The 18,499-nt window shown below is 66.7% G+C and carries 15 protein-coding genes and 1 tRNA gene; 3 read left to right on the top strand and 13 right to left on the bottom strand.

The window, feature by feature from the left end; translation table 11 throughout:
- Nucleotides 1–53: 53 nt before the first annotated feature.
- The 5 genes from V7066_RS07465 to infA form a co-directional block, all read right to left on the bottom strand.
- Nucleotides 54–129: transfer RNA gene (locus V7066_RS07465), tRNA-Phe, on the bottom strand.
- A 112-nt stretch (nt 130–241) separates the two neighbouring features.
- Complete coding sequence (locus tag V7066_RS07460) at nt 242–439, bottom strand: DNA gyrase inhibitor YacG (RefSeq protein ID WP_334182433.1); 198 nt, start codon at nt 437–439, stop codon at nt 242–244.
- A complete protein-coding gene (locus V7066_RS07455) occupies nt 436–1,410 on the bottom strand; it encodes a ribonuclease E/G (RefSeq protein WP_334182432.1) in 975 nt (324 codons plus the stop codon). The genes V7066_RS07460 and V7066_RS07455 overlap by 4 nt, the downstream gene beginning before the upstream one ends.
- Nucleotides 1,403–1,999, bottom strand: coding sequence for a Maf family protein (locus tag V7066_RS07450; protein WP_334182431.1), 597 nt, complete (start codon nt 1,997–1,999; stop codon nt 1,403–1,405). The genes V7066_RS07455 and V7066_RS07450 overlap by 8 nt, the downstream gene beginning before the upstream one ends.
- A 13-nt stretch (nt 2,000–2,012) precedes the next feature.
- Complete coding sequence (infA, locus tag V7066_RS07445; RefSeq protein WP_007014967.1) at nt 2,013–2,258, bottom strand: translation initiation factor IF-1; 246 nt, start codon at nt 2,256–2,258, stop codon at nt 2,013–2,015.
- A gap of 325 nt (nt 2,259–2,583) precedes the next feature.
- Between infA and V7066_RS07440 the strand changes: the two genes are divergently transcribed.
- The 3 genes from V7066_RS07440 (at nt 2,584) to V7066_RS07430 (ending at nt 10,148) form a co-directional block, all read left to right on the top strand.
- Nucleotides 2,584–5,118 (top strand): hypothetical protein, encoded by a 2,535-nt coding sequence (locus tag V7066_RS07440; RefSeq protein WP_334182430.1) that lies wholly within the window; start codon nt 2,584–2,586, stop codon nt 5,116–5,118.
- A 37-nt stretch (nt 5,119–5,155) separates the two neighbouring features.
- The gene (gene uvrC / locus V7066_RS07435; protein WP_442947312.1) at nt 5,156–7,117 is read left to right on the top strand and encodes an excinuclease ABC subunit UvrC; all 1,962 of its coding nucleotides are present in this window, start codon (nt 5,156–5,158) and stop codon (nt 7,115–7,117) included.
- Nucleotides 7,118–7,493: 376 nt separating this feature from the next.
- The gene (locus V7066_RS07430) at nt 7,494–10,148 is read left to right on the top strand and encodes a M1 family metallopeptidase (protein ID WP_334182429.1); all 2,655 of its coding nucleotides are present in this window, start codon (nt 7,494–7,496) and stop codon (nt 10,146–10,148) included.
- 189 nt (nt 10,149–10,337) lie between these two features.
- On the opposite strand, the gene V7066_RS07425 is transcribed toward V7066_RS07430, so the two are convergent.
- The 8 genes from V7066_RS07425 to V7066_RS07390 all read right to left on the bottom strand — a co-directional run bounded on the left by V7066_RS07425 (nt 10,338) and on the right by V7066_RS07390 (nt 18,494).
- The gene (locus V7066_RS07425) at nt 10,338–11,198 is read right to left on the bottom strand and encodes a transcriptional regulator (RefSeq protein WP_334182428.1); all 861 of its coding nucleotides are present in this window, start codon (nt 11,196–11,198) and stop codon (nt 10,338–10,340) included.
- Nucleotides 11,195–12,343 carry a GNAT family N-acetyltransferase gene (locus V7066_RS07420; RefSeq protein WP_334182427.1) on the bottom strand — a complete coding sequence of 383 codons (1,149 nt, stop codon included), beginning with the start codon at nt 12,341–12,343 and terminating at the stop codon, nt 11,195–11,197. Before V7066_RS07420 ends, V7066_RS07425 begins: the two co-directional genes overlap by 4 nt.
- Nucleotides 12,344–12,462: 119 nt before the next feature.
- Entirely contained in the window at nt 12,463–14,556 is a 2,094-nt protein-coding gene (locus tag V7066_RS07415; protein WP_334182426.1) for a sodium-translocating pyrophosphatase, read from the bottom strand.
- A 166-nt stretch (nt 14,557–14,722) separates the two neighbouring features.
- Nucleotides 14,723–15,682, bottom strand: a complete 960-nt coding sequence (gene thiL / locus V7066_RS07410) for a thiamine-phosphate kinase (protein ID WP_334182425.1) — start codon at nt 15,680–15,682, stop codon at nt 14,723–14,725.
- A gap of 81 nt (nt 15,683–15,763) precedes the next feature.
- On the bottom strand, nt 15,764–16,219 hold the full coding sequence (nusB, locus tag V7066_RS07405; RefSeq protein ID WP_334182424.1) for a transcription antitermination factor NusB: 456 nt from the start codon (nt 16,217–16,219) through the stop codon (nt 15,764–15,766).
- On the bottom strand, nt 16,216–17,505 hold the full coding sequence (gene hisD, locus V7066_RS07400) for a histidinol dehydrogenase (protein WP_334182423.1): 1,290 nt from the start codon (nt 17,503–17,505) through the stop codon (nt 16,216–16,218). Before hisD ends, nusB begins: the two co-directional genes overlap by 4 nt.
- Nucleotides 17,505–18,161 (bottom strand): ATP phosphoribosyltransferase, encoded by a 657-nt coding sequence (gene hisG, locus V7066_RS07395; RefSeq protein WP_334182422.1) that lies wholly within the window; start codon nt 18,159–18,161, stop codon nt 17,505–17,507. The genes hisD and hisG overlap by 1 nt, the downstream gene beginning before the upstream one ends.
- 60 nt (nt 18,162–18,221) lie before the next feature.
- Nucleotides 18,222–18,494 (bottom strand): BolA family protein, encoded by a 273-nt coding sequence (locus V7066_RS07390; RefSeq protein ID WP_334182421.1) that lies wholly within the window; start codon nt 18,492–18,494, stop codon nt 18,222–18,224.
- Nucleotides 18,495–18,499 lie beyond the last annotated feature (5 nt).

The following is an 18,499-nucleotide window of genomic DNA, read 5'->3' as shown; positions in this document are numbered from 1 at the left end:
ATTCGGCAAGAAGAAGGGCAGGCAAAGAAAAAGGCACCACTCTCCGAGGAGAGTGGTGCCCGGGGACGGGATCGAACCGCCGACACTATGATTTTCAGTCATATGCTCTACCAACTGAGCTACCCGGGCAAAACCAAGCTTTTCAGCGAATTTTCCGACTGCCGAAGCGGCCGTTCGCTGCTGGTGGCGGGCCTATGAAGAACCTGGACCGGCTTGGCAACCCTAAAATGACGATCTCGTTTCAATCGTCTTGTGGATAAATATCCAGGTCCGGATTTTGCGGTGCCGCAGGTCCGGGAATGGCATAGCCGTCGCCAAGCCATTGCAGCAGATCGCGGTCGCGGCAGGCCTTGGAGCAGAAGGGGGCATGCTGCGCGGTGCGCGGCTTGCCGCAGATCGGGCACTTGGCATTGGCCCTTGGAGTGGTGCTGTCGCTCATGACGTGATCGCCTGCGCGAATCCGCCGCCCAGCGCAAGGCCGGGATCCTCCCGCCATGCCAGCACGCGCCCGGTGCGGCGGGCGAGTTCGGCTTCCCATTCGGGGCGCACCTGAGCCCGCACGCGCGGGTGGGTGGTGAGCAGGAGTGTGCCGGGTTCCTGAACCCGCTCGGCCTGTCGCATCAGCAGGCGGGCGCAGGCTCCGGCGGGATCGTGGCGCAGGCGGTGGAGAATCGAGGGGCGCTCCAGCCGGGCGACGAGATGGACGAATCCGAAGCCGTTCATCGCGGTGTGCTGGTGCGGCCAGTGGTCGAGCGCCTCGGCGAGCGCTTCGTCCACCGCGCGGCGGTCCTCCTTGCGCTCCAGCGAGGGAAAGTCGATGCCGATCGAGCCGCCGAGGTCGAACTGCCCTATGGCCCGCGCGATTGCCGGAATCGCTGCGAGGGCAAGCGCGCGTGCAGGCAGGGTGCCGTCGATGTCGATCAGGGTCATGGCCGGGGTCGGGATCACGAGGATAGCCCCGCCTTCGAAGGCGAGTTCGCCGCCGAGGGCCTCGGAAAACAGTTCCGGCCAGGGGTCTTCGGGAAAGGCGCGGAGCTTGCGGACCGGATAGCCGCTCTCTTGCAGCAATTCGGCCAGCGACGGAGCGGCACGCGGCGCGCGATTCGTTGGCCTCGCCTGGGCGCGTTTCAGGCGGCCGGTTTCGGCCATGGCGGCGCGGGTGATCTGGGCGCGGAGCGGAGCGCCCTCGCTGGCCTCGGGCGGCAGGCCGTCGACGAGCGCTTCCTCGCCCGAGGGGAAGCGCAGGGTTCCCCGCCTTGCCCCCTTGGCGCGCGACAGGAGCACGGCATCGGCCACTTCACCCGGCGTGAGGCGGCCGTCCCATTGCAGCCGGGCGGCCAGAACTTCCCCGTTATCGACGAGGACCGCGCGCGTTTCGCCGATCCCGTCTTCGACGAGCCATTCAGGCAATCGCGAATCCTGCCGCTTTGAGCAGGGCCCGGGTCTCGAACAGGGGAAGGCCGACGACACCCGAATGGCTTCCGGAGATTTCCGTGATCAGGCCTTCGGCGCTGCCCTGGATGGCATAGCCGCCTGCCTTGCCGTCCCACTCGCCGCCGACGATGTAGGCCTCTATCTCTTCGGGCGAGAGCGACTTGAAACGCACGATCGTCTCGGAAAGGCGTTCGCGCAGCGTGCCGTCAGGAGATCTCAGGGCAATCGCGGAAAGGACGCGGTGGCGGCGGCCGGACAGCAGCGCAAGGCAGGCGCGCGCGGTGGCTTCGTCCTCGGCCTTGGGCAGGATACGACGGCCGCAGGCGACGACGGTATCTCCGGCAAGGACGTGTGCGGCGTCATCCGCAGCGGCCAGCGCCTTTTCGCGCGCCATGCGGCGGGCATAGGCGCGGGGAACTTCCGCGGCCGCGGGCGTCTCGTCGATATCGGCAGCGGTGACGGCATGGGGCGCAATGCCCAGTCGGCCGATCAACTCGCGTCGGCGCGGGCTGGCCGAGGCAAGGATCAGCCGCAGCTCCGGCTGCGGGGCGGTGAGGTCTCCCACGGGAGACGCGAGATCAGTACTGACCGGGGCCACCGCGACCAGGCATGAAGCGGTAGGTGATGCGACCCTTGGTAAGGTCGTAGGGGGTCAGTTCGACGAGAACTTCGTCGCCGACCAGCACGCGGATGCGGTTCTTGCGCATCTTGCCCGCAGTGTGACCCAAGATCTCGTGGCCGTTTTCCAGCTCTACACGGAACATCGCGTTGGGCAGGAGTTCGACGACCCGGCCGCGCATTTCGAGGAGTTCTTCTTTCGCCATCGGCGATCAATACCCGTAAGCTTGCTGATGATTGCGGCGCGCCATAGCCACGACTCACCGAAAATGGAAGCCTTGCCTGCCGAACTCTTCCCGGAGCGACGGGAGCAGGGTGTTTTTCTCCCGCGCCGTTTCAAAAATGCCGCATCGACAGTCTTCGTAGCACCCATCGGCACCAGTATGACAATTGCCTTCTACAATTCGCCCGGCAGGCGCGACAAAATGTTACCGCGCAGCACCTTGCGGGGTCTTCGCAGGTGCGGCATCAGCCTCGCCGGGATGGCGTGAATTCTTTTATTGGCGGAGTGTTGATTTGCGGTGCGCACATTTGGCCCCTCTGCTGGGGCCGCTGGTCGCGGGTGTTTGCCTGCCGGCCCTGGCTCAGGCTGAGGGCCTCTCCCGGCAGGTTCCCGTTTCCGTGGCGGGTGCGGCGCTTGGCGGCGTGGCGGCACCTGCGGATCCGGCGGAAGCCATGCCTCCCGAAGATGAGGACAAGCAGGACGATCCGTTGGAAGTGATGAGCGGCGACATCGTCGTCGTCGCGCCGCGGATACGCGGGCAGCTCGAAGTCCCCAGCGCGCCGATCGCGACGTTCGACGAGGGCGACATCGCCGCCTATGGCGCGGATTCGATCGGCGACCTGATCGACGCGATCTCGCCCCAGACCGGCAGCGGGCGCGGGCGCGGCTCGGGCATGCCGGTGATCCTCGTCAACGGCCAGCGGATCACCAGCTTCCGCGAGATGCGCAACATCCCGCCCGAGGCGATCCGCAAGATGGAAGTCCTTCCCGAGGAAGTGGCGCTGCGCTTCGGCTATCCCGCCAACCAGCGGGTGGTGAACCTGATCCTCAAGGACAAGTTCTCGGCCACGACGCTTGCCGGCGAATACAACCGCCCGACGCGCGGCGGCTACGACAATTACGAACTCGAAAGCGGGCTGGTGAAGATCGCCGGTGCGCGCCGCTACAACTTCAACGCCAAGTATACCGATACGTCGATGCTCACCGAGGATGAGCGGAACGTGCGGCAGGCGGACGGCTCGGTGCCGACGGTGGCGGGCGACCCGAACCCGGCGCGCTATCGCAGTCTCGCCGCTGCCGACGCCGAACTGGTGCTGAACGGCACGATGACGCAGAATCTCGGCGACAGCGGCCTTGGCGGCGCGATCACCGCGAACGGGTCCTATACCCATTCGAAGATGACCACGCTTTCGGGACTGGATACCGTTTCACTGGAATCGCCGTCCGGGAGCACGGCGCTACGCGCTCTGCCGGGGGCGCTGCGCTCGCAGGTGGTGACGGACATCTTCGAAGCCGGTCTCGGCTACAACACGATGATCGGTTCGTGGATGTTCAACGTGACGGGCGACGGCAGCTATACCGATGCCGAGACGCATACGGACAAGCGCCGCGACCTCTCCGGATTGCAGGCGGATGCCCGGGCCGGGACCCTGCCTATCGACGGTCCCCTGCCGCTGGTGCCGGGGGCAGGGCGCGACTTCGCGCGCAGCCGTACCGCGGCGTTGTCCTCGCTGGCGACGCTGTCCGGCATGCCGTTCCGGATGCCTGCGGGGGACGCGAACCTCACCGTCAAGGGCGGCTACGATTTCAGCCGGGTCCGCAGCACGGATACGGCATCGACCGGCCCCGATGTCCGGCTCAATCGCGGCGATCTTTCGGGCGGGGTCAACCTCGCTCTTCCGCTGACCAGTCGCGGCGATTTCCTGGGCGGGATCGGCGATCTCGCGCTCAACCTGAGTGCCGGGCTCAACCATCTCTCCGACTTCGGCACGCTGACCGACTGGAGCGGGGGTCTGACCTGGTCGCCCACCGGAAAGCTGACGATCCAGGCCAGCTATCTGTTCGAGGAAGCCGCGCCCAGTCTGGCGCTGCTCGGCGCCCCGAACGTGCTGACCTACAATGTCTCGGTCTACGACTTCACCAACAACCGCACGGCGTTGGTGACGGTGCTGACGGGCGGCAACCAGGATCTCGTCAAGGAGACCCAGCGCGACATCAAGCTGTCGGCGACCTGGGAACTGCCGTTCATGGAGCGCTCGAACCTCCTGGTGGAATATTTCCGCAACCGTTCCTCGAACGTCAGCGAAGCATTCCCGATGCTGACGCCTGCGGTGGAGGCGGCTTTCCAGGGCCGTGTCGTGCGCGATGCCGAAGGCAACCTGACGTATATCGACAGGCGCGCCGTGACCTTCGATGAGGAAGTGAGTTCGCGCATCCGCTGGGGCCTCAATTTCCAGGGCAAGCTCGGCAGCGATCAGGCACCGGGCGGCCCGCCTCCAGGCGGTCCCGGCGCAGGCAAGCCCGGTCAGAATGCCGCTCCCCGTCCGGCCGGGCCGCCGATGATGGGACCCGGCGGCAAGGGCGGGCGCTGGAACTTCTCGATCTACCACACCTGGCGCTTCACCGACCGCGTGACCATTGCCGATGGCGTGGAGACGCTCGACCAGCTGAACGGCGAGGCCCTCACGGCGGGAGGCGTGCCGCGCCATGCCTTCGAGGCCGAGGGCGGCCTGTTCCGCAACGGCTACGGCTTGCGGCTCAAGGCCGAATGGGAGGCGCCCACCCATGTCAACGGCAGCGGTGCGCCGACGAGTTCCGACTTGCGCTTCGGCAGCACCTTCGACGTGAACCTGCGTCTCTTCGCCGATCTTGGCAAGAACGAGAGCCTCGTGGCGAAGATGCCGTTCCTCAAGGGCACGCGACTGGCGTTGAAGGCGGACAACCTGCTCGATTCGCGGCAGAAGGTCACCGACGGCAACGGCGTGGTGCCGATCGCCTATCAGGCCGCCTATCGCGAGCCGCAGGGCAGGGTGCTCGGTATCGATCTGCGCAAGATGTTCTGATGATATGATGGGGCCGGGTCTACCCGATCCGGCCTCGATGCCCTATCTGGCGCTCATGGCGCGAACACCTGCCGGAACTCCCGAACACCCCCAGGGCACCGAACGTTTCAACGAGGAGCGGGCGACGTTTACCGTGCGCGGCTCCGAACAGCCCGACCTCCAGGCCGGGGTCGAGGCGATCCGCGAGGTCGTGCGCACGCTGCCCGCCAAGCCCGGCGTCTACCGCATGCAGGATGCGCGCGGCGACGTGCTCTACGTCGGCAAGGCGCGGGTGCTGCGGAACCGGGTCGCCAACTATACCCAGTGGGAGCGCCTGCCGGGCCGCCTGCAACGCATGGTCAGCCAGACGCGCTCGATGACCATCGTCACCACCAATTCCGAGGCCGAGGCGCTGCTGCTGGAGGCGCAGCTCATCAAGCGCTTCCGCCCGGCCTATAACGTGCTGCTGCGGGACGATAAATCGTTCCCCTTCATCCTGCTGCGCGCCGAGCACGAGTTCCCGCGCATCATGAAGCATCGCGGCGCGCGCAAGATGAAGGGCAACTATTACGGCCCCTTCGCCAGCGCCGGTTCGGTGAACACCACGATCAACGCGCTCCAGAAGCTGTTCCTGCTGCGCTCCTGCACCGACAGCTTCTTCGCCCGGCGCGACCGGCCCTGCCTGCTCTACCAGATCAAGCGCTGCTCCGCGCCTTGCGTCGGGCGGATCGACGAGGCGGGCTACGGGGAACTCGTGAAAGAGGCCAAGGACTTCCTCGGCGGCAAGTCGAGCGCGGTGCAGAAGAAGATCGAGAGCCAGATGGCCGAAGCCGCCGAGGCGCTGGATTTCGAGCGCGCCGCCATGCTGCGCGACCGCTTGCGCGCGGCGACCTTCATCCAGGGCAGCCAGGCGATCAACGCCGAGGGCATGGACAGCGCCGACATCTTCGCGATGGCCTGCAAGAACGGCCAGATCGGCGTGCAGGCCTTCTTCATTCGCGGCGGCCAGAACTGGGGGCACCGTGCCTTCTTCCCGACCCATACGGAAGGTCTGTCGGAAGAGGAGGTGTTCCAGAGCTTCCTCGCCCAGTTCTACGAGGAAGTGCCGCCTTCGCGCACGATCCTGGTCGATCGCGAACTGCCCGAGGCCGAACTCATGGCCGAGGCCTTCCGCGAGCTGGCCGGCGGCAAAGTCGAGATATCCGTGCCCCAGCGCGGCAGTCGCCGCCGCCTGATGGATCAGGCCGTGCGCAATGCCGTCGAGGCGCTCGATCGCCGCATGGCCGAGCGCGGTTCGCAGGCGAAGATCTGGCGCGAGATGACGGAGTTCCTCGAACTGCCGGACCTGCCGCAGCGGGTGGAAGTCTACGACAACTCGCATATCCAGGGCAGCAAGGCGGTCGGCGCGATGGTGGTGGCGGGGCCGGAGGGCTTCCTCACCAGCCAGTACCGGAAGTTCAACATCCGTGAGGCGCAGTCGAACGACGACTTCGCGATGATGCGCGAAGTCATGACCCGCCGCTTCGGGCGTGTGCAGGAGGAAGACCCGGAGCGCGAGAGCGGCACCTGGCCCGATCTCGTGCTGATCGATGGCGGCAAGGGCCAGATGAGCGCGGTGAAGGACGCGCTGGAGGAACTCGGCATCGAGGACGTGAACCTCATCGCCATCGCCAAGGGGCCGAACCACGGCCGCGAGGGGCGTGAGGTGTTCCATTTCCCCGATGGGCGCGAGAAGATGCTGCCGGTCAATTCGCCGCTGCTGTTCCACCTCCAGCGGCTGCGGGACGAAGTCCACCGCTTCGTCATCGGTGCGCATCGCGCCAAGCGGAGCCGGGCAATCACCGCCAGCCCGCTCGACGAAATTCCCGGCATCGGCCCGGCGCGCAAGCGCGCGCTGCTGCTGCACTTCGGCACGGCCGGAAAAGTCCGCGCGGCAAGCCTCGCCGACCTCCAGCGCGCGCCCGGCGTCAGCGCGGCGGTGGCGCAGACGATCTACGACTTCTACCATCCAAACGGGTAGACGGGACCGTCGGGTCGCGTTCACGCGCCATTTTTCGTCATTGCGAGCGTAGCGAAGCAATCCAGGGCGGTTCACGCGACTCTGGATTGCTTCGCTACGCTCGCAATGACGAAGGGGGCGGTTGAATTTGCAAGGACTCGATCCGTCGATCCCACAGCCATTCTGGTCAGATACTTGTCATACGAACGGCTGACTCCCATCGACGAACGACATGTGCGATGCGTGACACTGCGTGACCCTTGGCGCTAGGACTTGCGCATCCGCTTGCGCGCGCGGCCAAACCGCGAAAATCCCGCGCATCAGCAACAAAGCCGATTTCCCGGAGCTTGTGCCTCTCATGCGTTCTTCCTTGCGTAACCTTGCCACGGCTGGGGCCGTGATCGCTTTTGCCGTTTCCGCGGCCTTCTCCTCCCAGGCCATTGCCGCCAGCGTTCCGCCCGCCGCTTCCGGCGCGCCGGTGCCGCTGGCCGAGACCGTGCCGAGCGACCTGCCGCGTACCGCCCGGCCCACGCACTACCGCATCGAAGTCACCCCCGATGCGCAGAAGCTGACGTTCTCGGGCACGGTCTCTATCGACCTCACCATGTTCACCGCCAGCGATGCCCTGACGCTCCACGGCAACGGCCTGACCGTTTCCGTCGCGAAGCTGGTCGCCGAGAACGGCACGTCCATCGCTCTCCAGACCACGGCCGACGAAAAGGCGCAGACCCTGCGCTTCGCCGCCGGAAAGGCCATCGCTCCGGGCAAGTATCGCCTCGACGTGACCTATGCGGGCAAGATCGGCACGCAGCCCTCCGGCCTCTTCGCGCTCGACTATCCCGACAGGCGCACCGGCAAGGATGTGCGCGGCATCTTCACCCAGTTCGAGGCGCCTGACGCCCGCCGCTTCGTGCCCAGCTTCGACGAACCCAGCTACAAGGCGACCTTCGACCTCTCCGCCGTCGTTCCGGCCGATCGCATGGCGGTGAGCAACATGCCGGTGAAGGGCCAGGAAGTGCTCCCCGGCGGCCTCAAGCGCGTGACGTTCGCGACGACGCCGAAGATGAGTTCCTACCTGCTGTTCTTCGGCATGGGCGATTTCGAGCGTAGCGCGATGAAAGCCGCGGACGGCGTGGAAGTGGGCATCGTCTCGCCCACCGGCAGCGGCGCGAAGGCGGACTATGCCCGCGACGGCCTCGCCCAGATCCTGCCCTGGTTCGACGACTACTTCGGCGTGAAGTTCCCGCTGCCCAAGCTCGACAACATCGCCGCGCCCGGCTCCTCGCAGTTCTTCGGCGCGATGGAGAACTGGGGCGCGATCATGACCTTCGAGCGCATTCTGCTGCTCGATCCCGCCGTGACCAGCCCGTCCGGCAAGCAGAGCATCTACAGCGTCCAGGCGCACGAAACCGCGCACCAGTGGTTCGGCGATCTCGTGACGATGGCGTGGTGGGATGACATCTGGCTGAACGAAGGCTTCGCCAGCTGGATGGCCGACAAGGTCACCGACCACTTCAACCCGGACTGGAACTGGAAGCTGAACGGCATCGACGGCCGCGAAGGCGCCATGGCGCTCGACGCGCTGCCGACGACCCACCCGGTGGTGCAGAAGGTCCGCACCGTTTCCGAGATGGAGCAGGCCTTCGATTCGATCACCTACCAGAAGGGGCAGGCGGTCATCTCGATGCTGGAGGACTATGTCAGCGCCGATACCTGGCGTGCGGGCATGCAGACCTACATGCGTAACCACGCCTATTCGAACACCAGCAGCCGCGATCTCTGGGCGGCAATGGAATCGGCCGGCGGCAAGGACGTGGACCTCATCGCCGAGGCCTTTACCCATACGCCGGGCGTGCCGTTGCTGCGCGTGAACGTCTCGGCCTGCGCCGACGGCAAGACCCGCCTCGACCTGACGCAGGACGCCTTCTCGCTCGACCCCTCGGCGCGTGGAGGCGAAAAGCCGACCTGGCCGATGCCGCTGCTGATCCGGGCCGGAAACGGCGAGCCCACGCGTCACCTGATGACCGGCAAGAGCGACAGCGTGACCGTGAACAGCTGCGATGCCGTGCTCGTGAATGCGGGCCAGCTCGGCTATTACCGCACGCTCTACGATGCCAAGGCGCTCGACGCGCTGGTCTCCACTTTCGGCTCGCTCGCGCCGATCGACCAGTATGGCCTGCTGCGCGACAACCTCTCGCTGTCGCTGGCCGGTTATCAGGACATGTCGGCGGGCCTGCGCCTGCTCTCCTCGGTTCCCGGCACGACCGACGCCACGCTCGCGGGCAAAGTCGTCGGCCAGTGGGAGGGGATCTACGGCCTGCTCGACGATGCCCGGGCGAAGGACAAGATCGCCGCGCGCATCTCCAAGACCTGGGCGCCGCGCCTCGACAAGCTCGGCTTCGATCCGGTGGCGGGTGAACCGCTGACCGACACCAAGCTGCGCGCGCAGCTGATCGATACGCTTGGCTCCATCGGCGACAAGCGCGTGGTCGCCGAAGCGCGCCGCCGCCTCCAAGGGCTCGCCGCCGATCCCAAGTCGCTCGACGGTCCGCTCAAGGCGACCTGGCTCGGCGTCGCCGCCACCAACGCGACCCGCGCCGATTGGGACCTGCTGCGCCAGCAGGCCGCCAAGGCTGGCAGCTTCGTCGAACGCCAACTCTACTACACCGACCTCGGCATGGCGCGGGACGAGACAATCGCCAAGGACGCCCTTGCCCTCGCGATTTCCGGCACGCCGGATGCGACCAGCGCATCGCAGATTATCGCCACGGTCGGCCGCGCGCACCCGGAGATGACCTTCGATTTCGTTCGCGAACATCAGGCGGCGATCGACGGGCTGATCGAACACTCCGGCCGCGCCCGCTTCTTCGCGCGCATCGTCGCGTCGAGCACGAACCCGGAGATGGTCGGCAAGATCGAGGCCTACGCTGCGACGCTTCCGGCTGACGAAGCGAAGCCGGTGGTGCAGGCGCTGACCGGGCTGAAGGAGCGTCTGGCCAATCGTCCGCGGCAGCGGGTCGAGGTTGCGGCCTGGGTGAAGAAGGCCAAGTAAAGGAGGGAAGATTCCGGGGGATGATCCCCCGGACCCTCGGAATGACGACCTTGTGCGCCGCTATGCGTTTTGCGCTCCCTGCGGCGCAGCCTTTATGTCTCCCGACGCGACCATGGGCGCGCTAACGGAGAGTGCAGGGCACGACGCGGACATTAACGGGGTGCAGGGGCGATGGCCCCTGCTTCTCCCTTACTTCCTGAACCTGCGAAGCACCCGCCAAGCCAAAGCCTTGCCCCGGTTCCGTGCAGGCCAACGCTTCGTCCGGCGCGGCGATAGCCCAAGCCCCCGCAGCCACCCGTTGAACGCCCGCGCGTCGGCTTCGGCGAAGCTCCATTCCGAGCGCCAGGTGATCGACAGCGAAACCGAGGGCGCGGTGCCATTGCGCACGAAGTGCGGCGCCATGACCGGCACGTAGACCGCTTCCCCCGGCGAGAGCGCGAACTCGGTGCCGCCGGGGAGCAGGTCGTCGCGCCACTTGAGTTCGCGGCCGCCGCCGGTGTGATAGGTCTCGTGGACTTCGTCCGGCGCGTAGCGAGAGTCGCCGGCGGGGAACTGGGTCATGACCTTGGTGCCGCGCACTTGCAGCAGGATATTGTGTTCGGGGTCGAAGTGGTAGGGTGTGACGCCGCCTGCGGATGTGACGAAGGCGAAGGCCTGGAGCTTCATCATCCGGCCGGTTCGCGGTTCGATGGCGGGGCGCAGTTCGGTGAGCAGGTCTTCCAGCAGGCGCGCGTAGGTGGGGTCCTGTTCGATGTTCTTGATGACGGCCCAGGAGTTGGTCGTCTCGATTTCCCGGATCGTGCGGCCGATGGGGATGCCGGTGGCGGCGGGCTTGCCGTCCACGCCGAGCGGCTGGTTGCCGAAATTGTATTCGACCGAAAGGGCAGGCAGCGATTCTGCAAGCGCGGCGAGCGCTTCGAGCGCCATCAGCGGATGATCCCCCAGGCCGTGGGTCAGCTTGTGCGGGACTTCCGGATAGTTTGCGGCAAAGCGGCTGCGCGTTTCCTCGGGGAAGACGGCGGCGTTTCCGGCTTTGGAAAACACGTTCACGGGCTTCCTCCTGCGGGGCTGCGCGCGGTTTCGGCGCGGACGAATTGACGGAACAGGCGGCGGCGGACCGTGCCGCCGATGGCGATGGAGAGGCGCGCCATCGTCCGGCGTTCGCGCCAGAGGTGATCGATCATCGGATGGTCGGCGGCGGCGCAGCTGTCGGTCCAGTCGATGTCGGAGCGTTCGAGAATGCGCAGGTTCTCGGTTTGGAGCAGGACGCCGGGGGAGAAGCGGGAATAGCTCTCGTCGAAGGCGGTCTTGAAGGAATAGGCGCCCGGCGGGGTGAGGAAGCTGGCGAGCATGGCGATCGGGCGTCCGTCCAGCGTGAGGGCGAGGCGTTCGAGACGGCCGCGTTCGGCAGCGCCTTGCAGGCTGTCGCGGAAGAGATGGGCGGTGGAGGCATGGTTCGCCAGCGCGGAACCGGCCTTGCCCTTCCAGCCCGAAGCTTCGAGCGCGAGAAAGGCGTCACACCATTCGGCGAGGCCGTCCGTGTCGGTGTGCCGCTCGACCGTGACTGCGCCAAGTTCGGCAAGGCGGCTGGCCTGACGGCGCAATTCCTTGCGCTTCTTGCCCGAGAGCGAGGTTTCCAGATAGGCATCGGGCGCGAGATTCGAGGCGAGCAGGGCGCGGTCCTCGAGCAGGACGACTTCGCAATGGCGTCGCTGTTCGGTCAGGATTTGGGAAAGCGCGCGATGGAGCGGGCCTTCGAGGGGGATGCCGCGCAAGTGCAGGAACAGGGCCTGGCCCGGCGCACTGTCCGCCCAGCCGAGCAACGCGTGCCAGAAAGCGGTTTCCGCGCCGCGCCTTACCAGCGGAGTGCCGCAAAAGCAGTTGTCGTGGAGCCAGCTTGCAAGGTTGGGCACCGGCCAGCGGTAATAGCGGGGAGATCGAAGGACCGGCAGAAGGCCCGCGAGTTGCCCGGCCATTTCGAACCGCAGGATCATGACGTCCGCGGTGCGAGGGAGATGGCGCAGCGAAGGGAGGAGATACCAGCTCTCGAAGAAGGGATTGGGTTCGCCGGCTTCCAAAGCGAGGCGGTTCCAGGCGGGAATCTCGTTTTCCAGCGCTCGCCAGGGCACGCAGCGTAGCGAACCGGCCGCCGAGGCGGTTTCTTCGCGAACCGAATGGGCCTCTGGGTCGAACATGGTCTCGCCTGCGTATCCTAGGGGGCGTTCTAGCGCATGGCTCTCAAGGAAGTGCTAACGCGGGCATGAAGAAGCCCCGGCGGAGTGCTCCGCCGGGGCTTCCTGTCGATCGAGCCGGTTCAACCCGCCGCCAGCGCCGCCAGCAGCAGCAGAGCGACGATATTGGTGATCTTGATCATCGGATTGACCGCAGGCCCTGCGGTATCCTTGTAGGGATCGCCCACGGTGTCGCCGGTCACCGCCGCCTTGTGGGCTTCGGAGCCCTTGCCGCCGTGATGGCCGTCCTCGATGTACTTCTTGGCATTGTCCCAGGCGCCGCCGCCCGAGGTCATCGAGAGGGCGACGAACAGACCGCCGACGATCACGCCCAGCAGCAACGCGCCGAGCGCCGCGAAGCCGTTTTCCGTGCCCGCGACGGCGGAGATCACGAAGTAGACGACGATCGGCGCCAGCACCGGCAGCAGCGAGGGGACGATCATCTCCTTGATCGCCGCCTTGGTCACGAGATCGACGGTCCGCGCGTAGTCGGGCTTGGACTCGTAAGTCATGATGCCGGGGTTAGACTTGAACTGCTCGCGCACGTCCTTGACCACGTCGCCCGCCGCGCGGCCAACGGCGGTCATGCCCATCGCGCCGAACAAATAGGGCAACAGCGCGCCGAGCAGCAGGCCGACGATGACGTAAGGGTTCTCCAGGCTGAAATCGACCGAGAGTCCGGGGAAGAACTCCCGAAGATCGGTCGTATAGGCGGCGAAGAGCACCAGTGCGGCGAGACCCGCCGAGCCGATCGCATAGCCCTTGGTCACGGCCTTGGTGGTGTTGCCCACGGCATCGAGCGCGTCGGTCTTCTCGCGCACGGAATCGTCCAGGCCTGCCATTTCGGCGATACCGCCGGCGTTGTCGGTGACCGGGCCATAGGCGTCGAGAGCGACGACCATGCCTGCCAGCGCGAGCATGGCTGTGGCTGCATAGGCGATGCCGAGCAGTCCGGCGAGCTGGTAGGCGACGATGATGCCGGTGACGATCACCAGCGTCGGCAGTGCAGTCGCCTCAAGACTGATCGCGAGGCCCTGAATCACATTGGTGCCGTGGCCCGTTTCCGAGGCCTTGGCGATGGAACGGACCGGGCGGTAGCCGGTGCCGGTGTAATATTCCGTGATCCAGATGATGAGGCCGGTGATGACGAGGCCGACCAGCGAGCAGTAGAACAGCGTGCGGCCGGTGAAGCCGGTCTCGCCGATGGCCGTGTTGATGCCGCCGAGCGAGAAGTCGATCGCCCACCAGATCGCCGGGATCGAGAGCACGGCGGTAACGAGGAAGCCCTTGTACATGGCCCCCATGATGTTTTGCGAACTGCCGAGGCGCACGAAATAGGTGCCGATGATCGAGGTGACGATGCAGACGCCGCCGATCAGCAGCGGCAGTGCCATCAGGCCGGAGAAGTTGTCGATGCCCTTCATCAGCAGGGCGGTGAGCACCATCGTGGCGCCGACGGTGACGACGTAAGTCTCGAACAGGTCGGCGGCCATGCCGGCGCAGTCGCCCACGTTGTCGCCCACGTTGTCGGCGATGACGGCGGGATTGCGTGGGTCGTCCTCGGGAATGCCTGCCTCGACCTTGCCGACGAGATCGGCCCCGACGTCGGCCGCCTTGGTGAAGATGCCGCCGCCGAGGCGGGCGAAGATCGAGATCAGCGAAGCGCCGAAGGCGAGGGCGGTGAGGCCCTGGACCACGGTGCGGTCCTCTCCGCCCACGGTGTGACCGCCGGGACCGGTCAGGTACCAGTAGAACACCGCGATGGCGAGCAGTGCCAGGCCCGCCACCAGCATGCCGGTGATGGCGCCCGCGCGGAAGGCCAGGGTCAGGCCGGGTTGCAGCCCGGTCTGCGCGGCGGCGGCGGTGCGCACATTGGAGCGGACCGAGATGTTCATGCCGATGAACCCGGCGAACCCGGACAGGATCGCGCCGATCACGAAGCCCACGGCCGAAATGGTCCCGAGCGTGACGACGATGATCAGTGCCACGACGATGCCGACGATCGCGATCGTCGAATATTGGCGCTTCAGGTAGGCTTGGGCGCCTTCCTGGATGGCTGCGGCGATTTCCTGCATCTTTTCGTTGCCGGCTGGCGAGCCGAGCACTTGGCGGCTGGTGACGAAGCCATAAAGGATGGCCAGAAGCCCCAGGACAATTGCGATCGTGACTGGATTCACAAAACGCCCCCTTTTCCCAACGATGTAACGACGGGTTTTCCCGTTCGAGACGACTATGGCTATAGGGAAGCGGTACTGGTGGCAAGCACGTTGATAGGATGAGGAATAGTACCCATTTCGCCCGAACGGGCGCGGATGGGGCGGCCGGGGTATCGGGGCCGGCGTATCAGTGCTGGTAGCCGAGTCTCTCGGGCAGGGGCGTCGGCATGCCGTGCCATTCCAGGGCAATGCCGTCGCCCGCGTCCACGGTGCCGATCAGGTGAACGTGCGAACCGGCGGCCGCCGCGGCGGCGCGGACATAGGCGCTGTTCACGACGGGCGCGGTGAAGAGCAGCACATAATCGTCGCCCGCCGTCATGGCTGCGATCCTTTGCTCCAGTTCCTGGCCCACGGTTGCGACCAGGGCGCGGGACAGCGGCACATCTTCGGCGGCGATCGTGATCGAAACGCCGCTGGCCACTGCCATGCGGCGGGCATCCACCAGCAGGCCGTCCGAAATGTCCATCATCGCCGTCGCCAGCGGGGCGAGCGCGACGCCGAGCGCGGGTTCCGGCATCGGGCGGCGGTAGCGGTCGGCGAGCAGCGCGGCTTCCGGGGTCTGCACTCGGCGTCCCGAGGTCAGGAGTTCGAGGCCGAGGCCGGAATCGCCGATGACGCCGCTGACCCAGACGAGATCGCCGGGCTGGGCGCCGCTGCGCGAGGGCACTGCGCAATCTTCCGGGCCGCGTCCCAGCGCGGTCAGCGAAAAGCTGCGCGCCGAACCCTGCGGCATGCGAACGGTGTCACCGCCGAGCAGGGGCAAGTGAAAATGGCGGCAGGCGAGGTCGAGCCCGCTCAGAAACGCGCGGTCCCATTCCTCGTCGCCCAGCGCGTGCGACTTGAGGCAGCCGAGCGGTTCGGCGCCCTTGGCCGCGAGGTCGGAGACATTGACCGCGACGAGCTTCCACGCGACGTCCTCCGGCGGATCGTCCGGCAGGAAGTGGACGCCTTCGACAAGCGTATCCATCGTCAGGACCAGCTTCTCACCGCCGATTTCGAGCACGGCGGCATCATCCGCGAGGCCCCGCGCGGCGGGGCTCACGGCAATGGCGCGCAAGGCGTCGATGAAGGCGAATTCGCGGCTCATGACGGAACAATGGGCCCCGCAGGGCCCATTGTCGAGATCACGCGCGCACGGTCATGCCGCGCACAAGTGAGGTGCAGCAATTCAGCGAACGACCTTGGCCACGGCATCGAGCACGCCGTTGACGAACTTCGCCTCGCGCGCGTCGAAGAAGGCGTGGGCGACGTCGAGATATTCGCCGATCGCCGCGCCGGTCGGCACGTCGGCGCGGGCGAGCAGCTCATAGGCACCGGCGCGCAGGATCTGCAGCATCGTCTTGTCGAGACGGGCGAGCGACCAGCCGTCGGCCAGCTTGCCCGACAGCAGTTCGTCGATCTCGTCGCGGCGGGCGATCACGCCCTTCACCACGTCATCGAAGAAGGCGACTTCGGCGTTGGCGTACTGGTCCTCGTCGATTTCCGCGCCGAGACGGTGGCGGTGGAACTCGTCGAGCAGGATGGCCTGCTGGGTGCCTTCCATCTCGAACTGATAGAGGGCCTGGACGGCGGCGAGGCGGGCGGCGGAGCGGGCCTGCTTGGAATTGGGCTTGGGATTGCTCATTGGGAAAGTCTCACGGAAATGGAGCGCGCGTGCGCGGGAAGCCCTTCGGCATCGGCAAGGGCAACGGCGGCGGGGCCGATGGCCTCAAGCGCCGCCTGGTCGAGCTGGATGAAGCTGGTGCGCTTCATGAAATCGAGGACCGACAGGCCCGAGGCGAACCGTGCGCGGCGCCCGGTGGGCAGCACGTGGTTGGGGCCGGCGACGTAATCGCCCACCGCTTCGGGGGTCATGCGGCCCAGGAATACCGATCCGGCGTGGCGGATCCGGCGGAACAGGCTTTCGGGATCGTCGGTGGCGATCTCGACATGTTCGGCCGCGAGGGCATCGGCCAGCGCCGGGGCCTCGTCGAAGCTTTCGACGACGACGATCACGCCGTAGTCGTTCCACGACTGGCGCGCGGTCGCCTCGGTGGCGAGGGCGGAGAGTTCGATCTCCACCGCCTCGGCAACGGCGTCCGCATAGGCGGCATCGTCGGTGATGAGGATCGACTGCGAGGTCGGGTCGTGCTCGGCCTGGCTGAGGAGGTCGGCGGCGATCCGGCGCGGTTCGTTCCTGGCGTCCGCGATCACGAGGATTTCGCTGGGGCCTGCCACCATGTCGATGCCGACGACGCCGTAGAGCTGGCGCTTGGCTTCGGCCACCCAGGCATTGCCGGGGCCGGTAATGACGTCGACAGGCGCGATCCGCTCGGTGCCGTAGGCGAGCGCGCCCACGGCATGGGCGCCGCCCACGCGCCAGACTTCATCGACACCGGCAAGGTGCGCGGCGGCGAGGACGAGCGCGTTGACTTCGCCCTTCGGCGTCGGCGTGACGACGACGAGACGCTCGACGCCCGCGACCTTGGCGGGGATCGCGTTCATCAGCATGGAGGAGGGATAGGCGGCCCGGCCACCCGGCACGTAGAGCCCGGCGGCATCGACCGCGCGCCACACCGCGCCGAGGCGCACACCGGCGGCATCGGTGTAGTCGCGGTTTTCGGGAAGCTGGGCGGCGTGATAGGCGCGGATGCGCTCCGCGGCGAGTTCGAGGGCTTCGCGCAAGGTCGGCGACAGGGCCTCGAAGGCGGCGCGGCAGGTCTCGGCGTCGATGCGCCAGCCGGTCTGGTCGAGGTCGTGGCCATCGAAGCGGGCGGTGTAGTCGGCCAGCGCCGCGTCGCCATGCTTGCGCACGGCGGCGAGGATATCGGCCACGTCGCGCGCCACGTCCGTCGCGCTTTCACGGCGGTCGGCGACGACACGCTGGAAGGCCTCGGCGAACCCGGCGTCCTTGCTGGAAAGCCGCTGCATCAGGCGGCGGCCTTCTGCTCGGCGACCAGCGCGCGGAAGGCGTCGACCAGCGCGGCGACGCGCTCGTCGGTCTTCAGTGCGGCGCGGTTGACGATCAGGCGCGCGGAAATGTCGAGAATGCGGCTCGTTTCGACAAGGCCGTTTTCCTTGAGGGTGCGGCCGGTCGAGACGAGATCGACGATACGGCTCGAAAGGCCGAGCGAAGGCGCCAGTTCCATCGCGCCGTTGAGCTTCACGACTTCGGCCTGCACACCCAGCTTCTCGTAGTGCTTGCGGGTCAGGTTCGGATACTTGCTGGCGACCCGCAAGTGCGACGGCAATGCACCGCCGACTTCGCCTTCGCGCTCGGCCACCGAAAGACGGCAGTGGCCGATATTGAGGTCAACCGGCGCGTAGAGGTCCGGGTAAGCGAACTCTTCCACCACGTCCGAACCGACGATGCCGACTTGCGCCGCGCCATGCGCCACGAAGGTCGCCACGTCGAAAGCGCGCACGCGGATAAGACGCATGTCGCTGTTCTCGCACGCAAAAGAGAGTGCGCGGGACTTCTTGTCGTGGAACTCCGCCTCGGGCACCACGCCGGCATGCGCCATCAGCGGCAGTGCTTCGTCGAGGATTCGGCCCTTGGGCACGGCGAATGTCAGGGTTGTCGGCATGGTGCGCGCATTAGGCTGGCATTGCTGAAAGGGCAACCGGGATAAGAATCCCGGTCTCGATCACTCTCCGGGCGCGCGGGCTTTGATGGCGATGGCGTGGACCCGCTGGCCGGGAATGTCGCCGAGCGCGGCATTGACGAGGCGCTGGCGCTGGAGGCGGGAAACGCCGGTAAATGCGGCGCTTTCGATCTCGATGGTGAAATGCGATTCGCCGGTGCCGTCATCGCCCATATGGCCCGCGTGGCTGGCGGAATCGTTGATGACATCAAGGCGGGTGGGGGCGAAGGCGGCTTCGAGAAGCTGCCGCATTTCCTGTGCGATCGGTCCGGTCATGGCTT

The sequence above is a fragment of the Novosphingobium sp. genome (genome assembly GCF_036820275.1).
Lineage (GTDB): Bacteria > Pseudomonadota > Alphaproteobacteria > Sphingomonadales > Sphingomonadaceae > Novosphingobium.
This window is presented reverse-complemented; position numbering and strand designations above follow the sequence as displayed.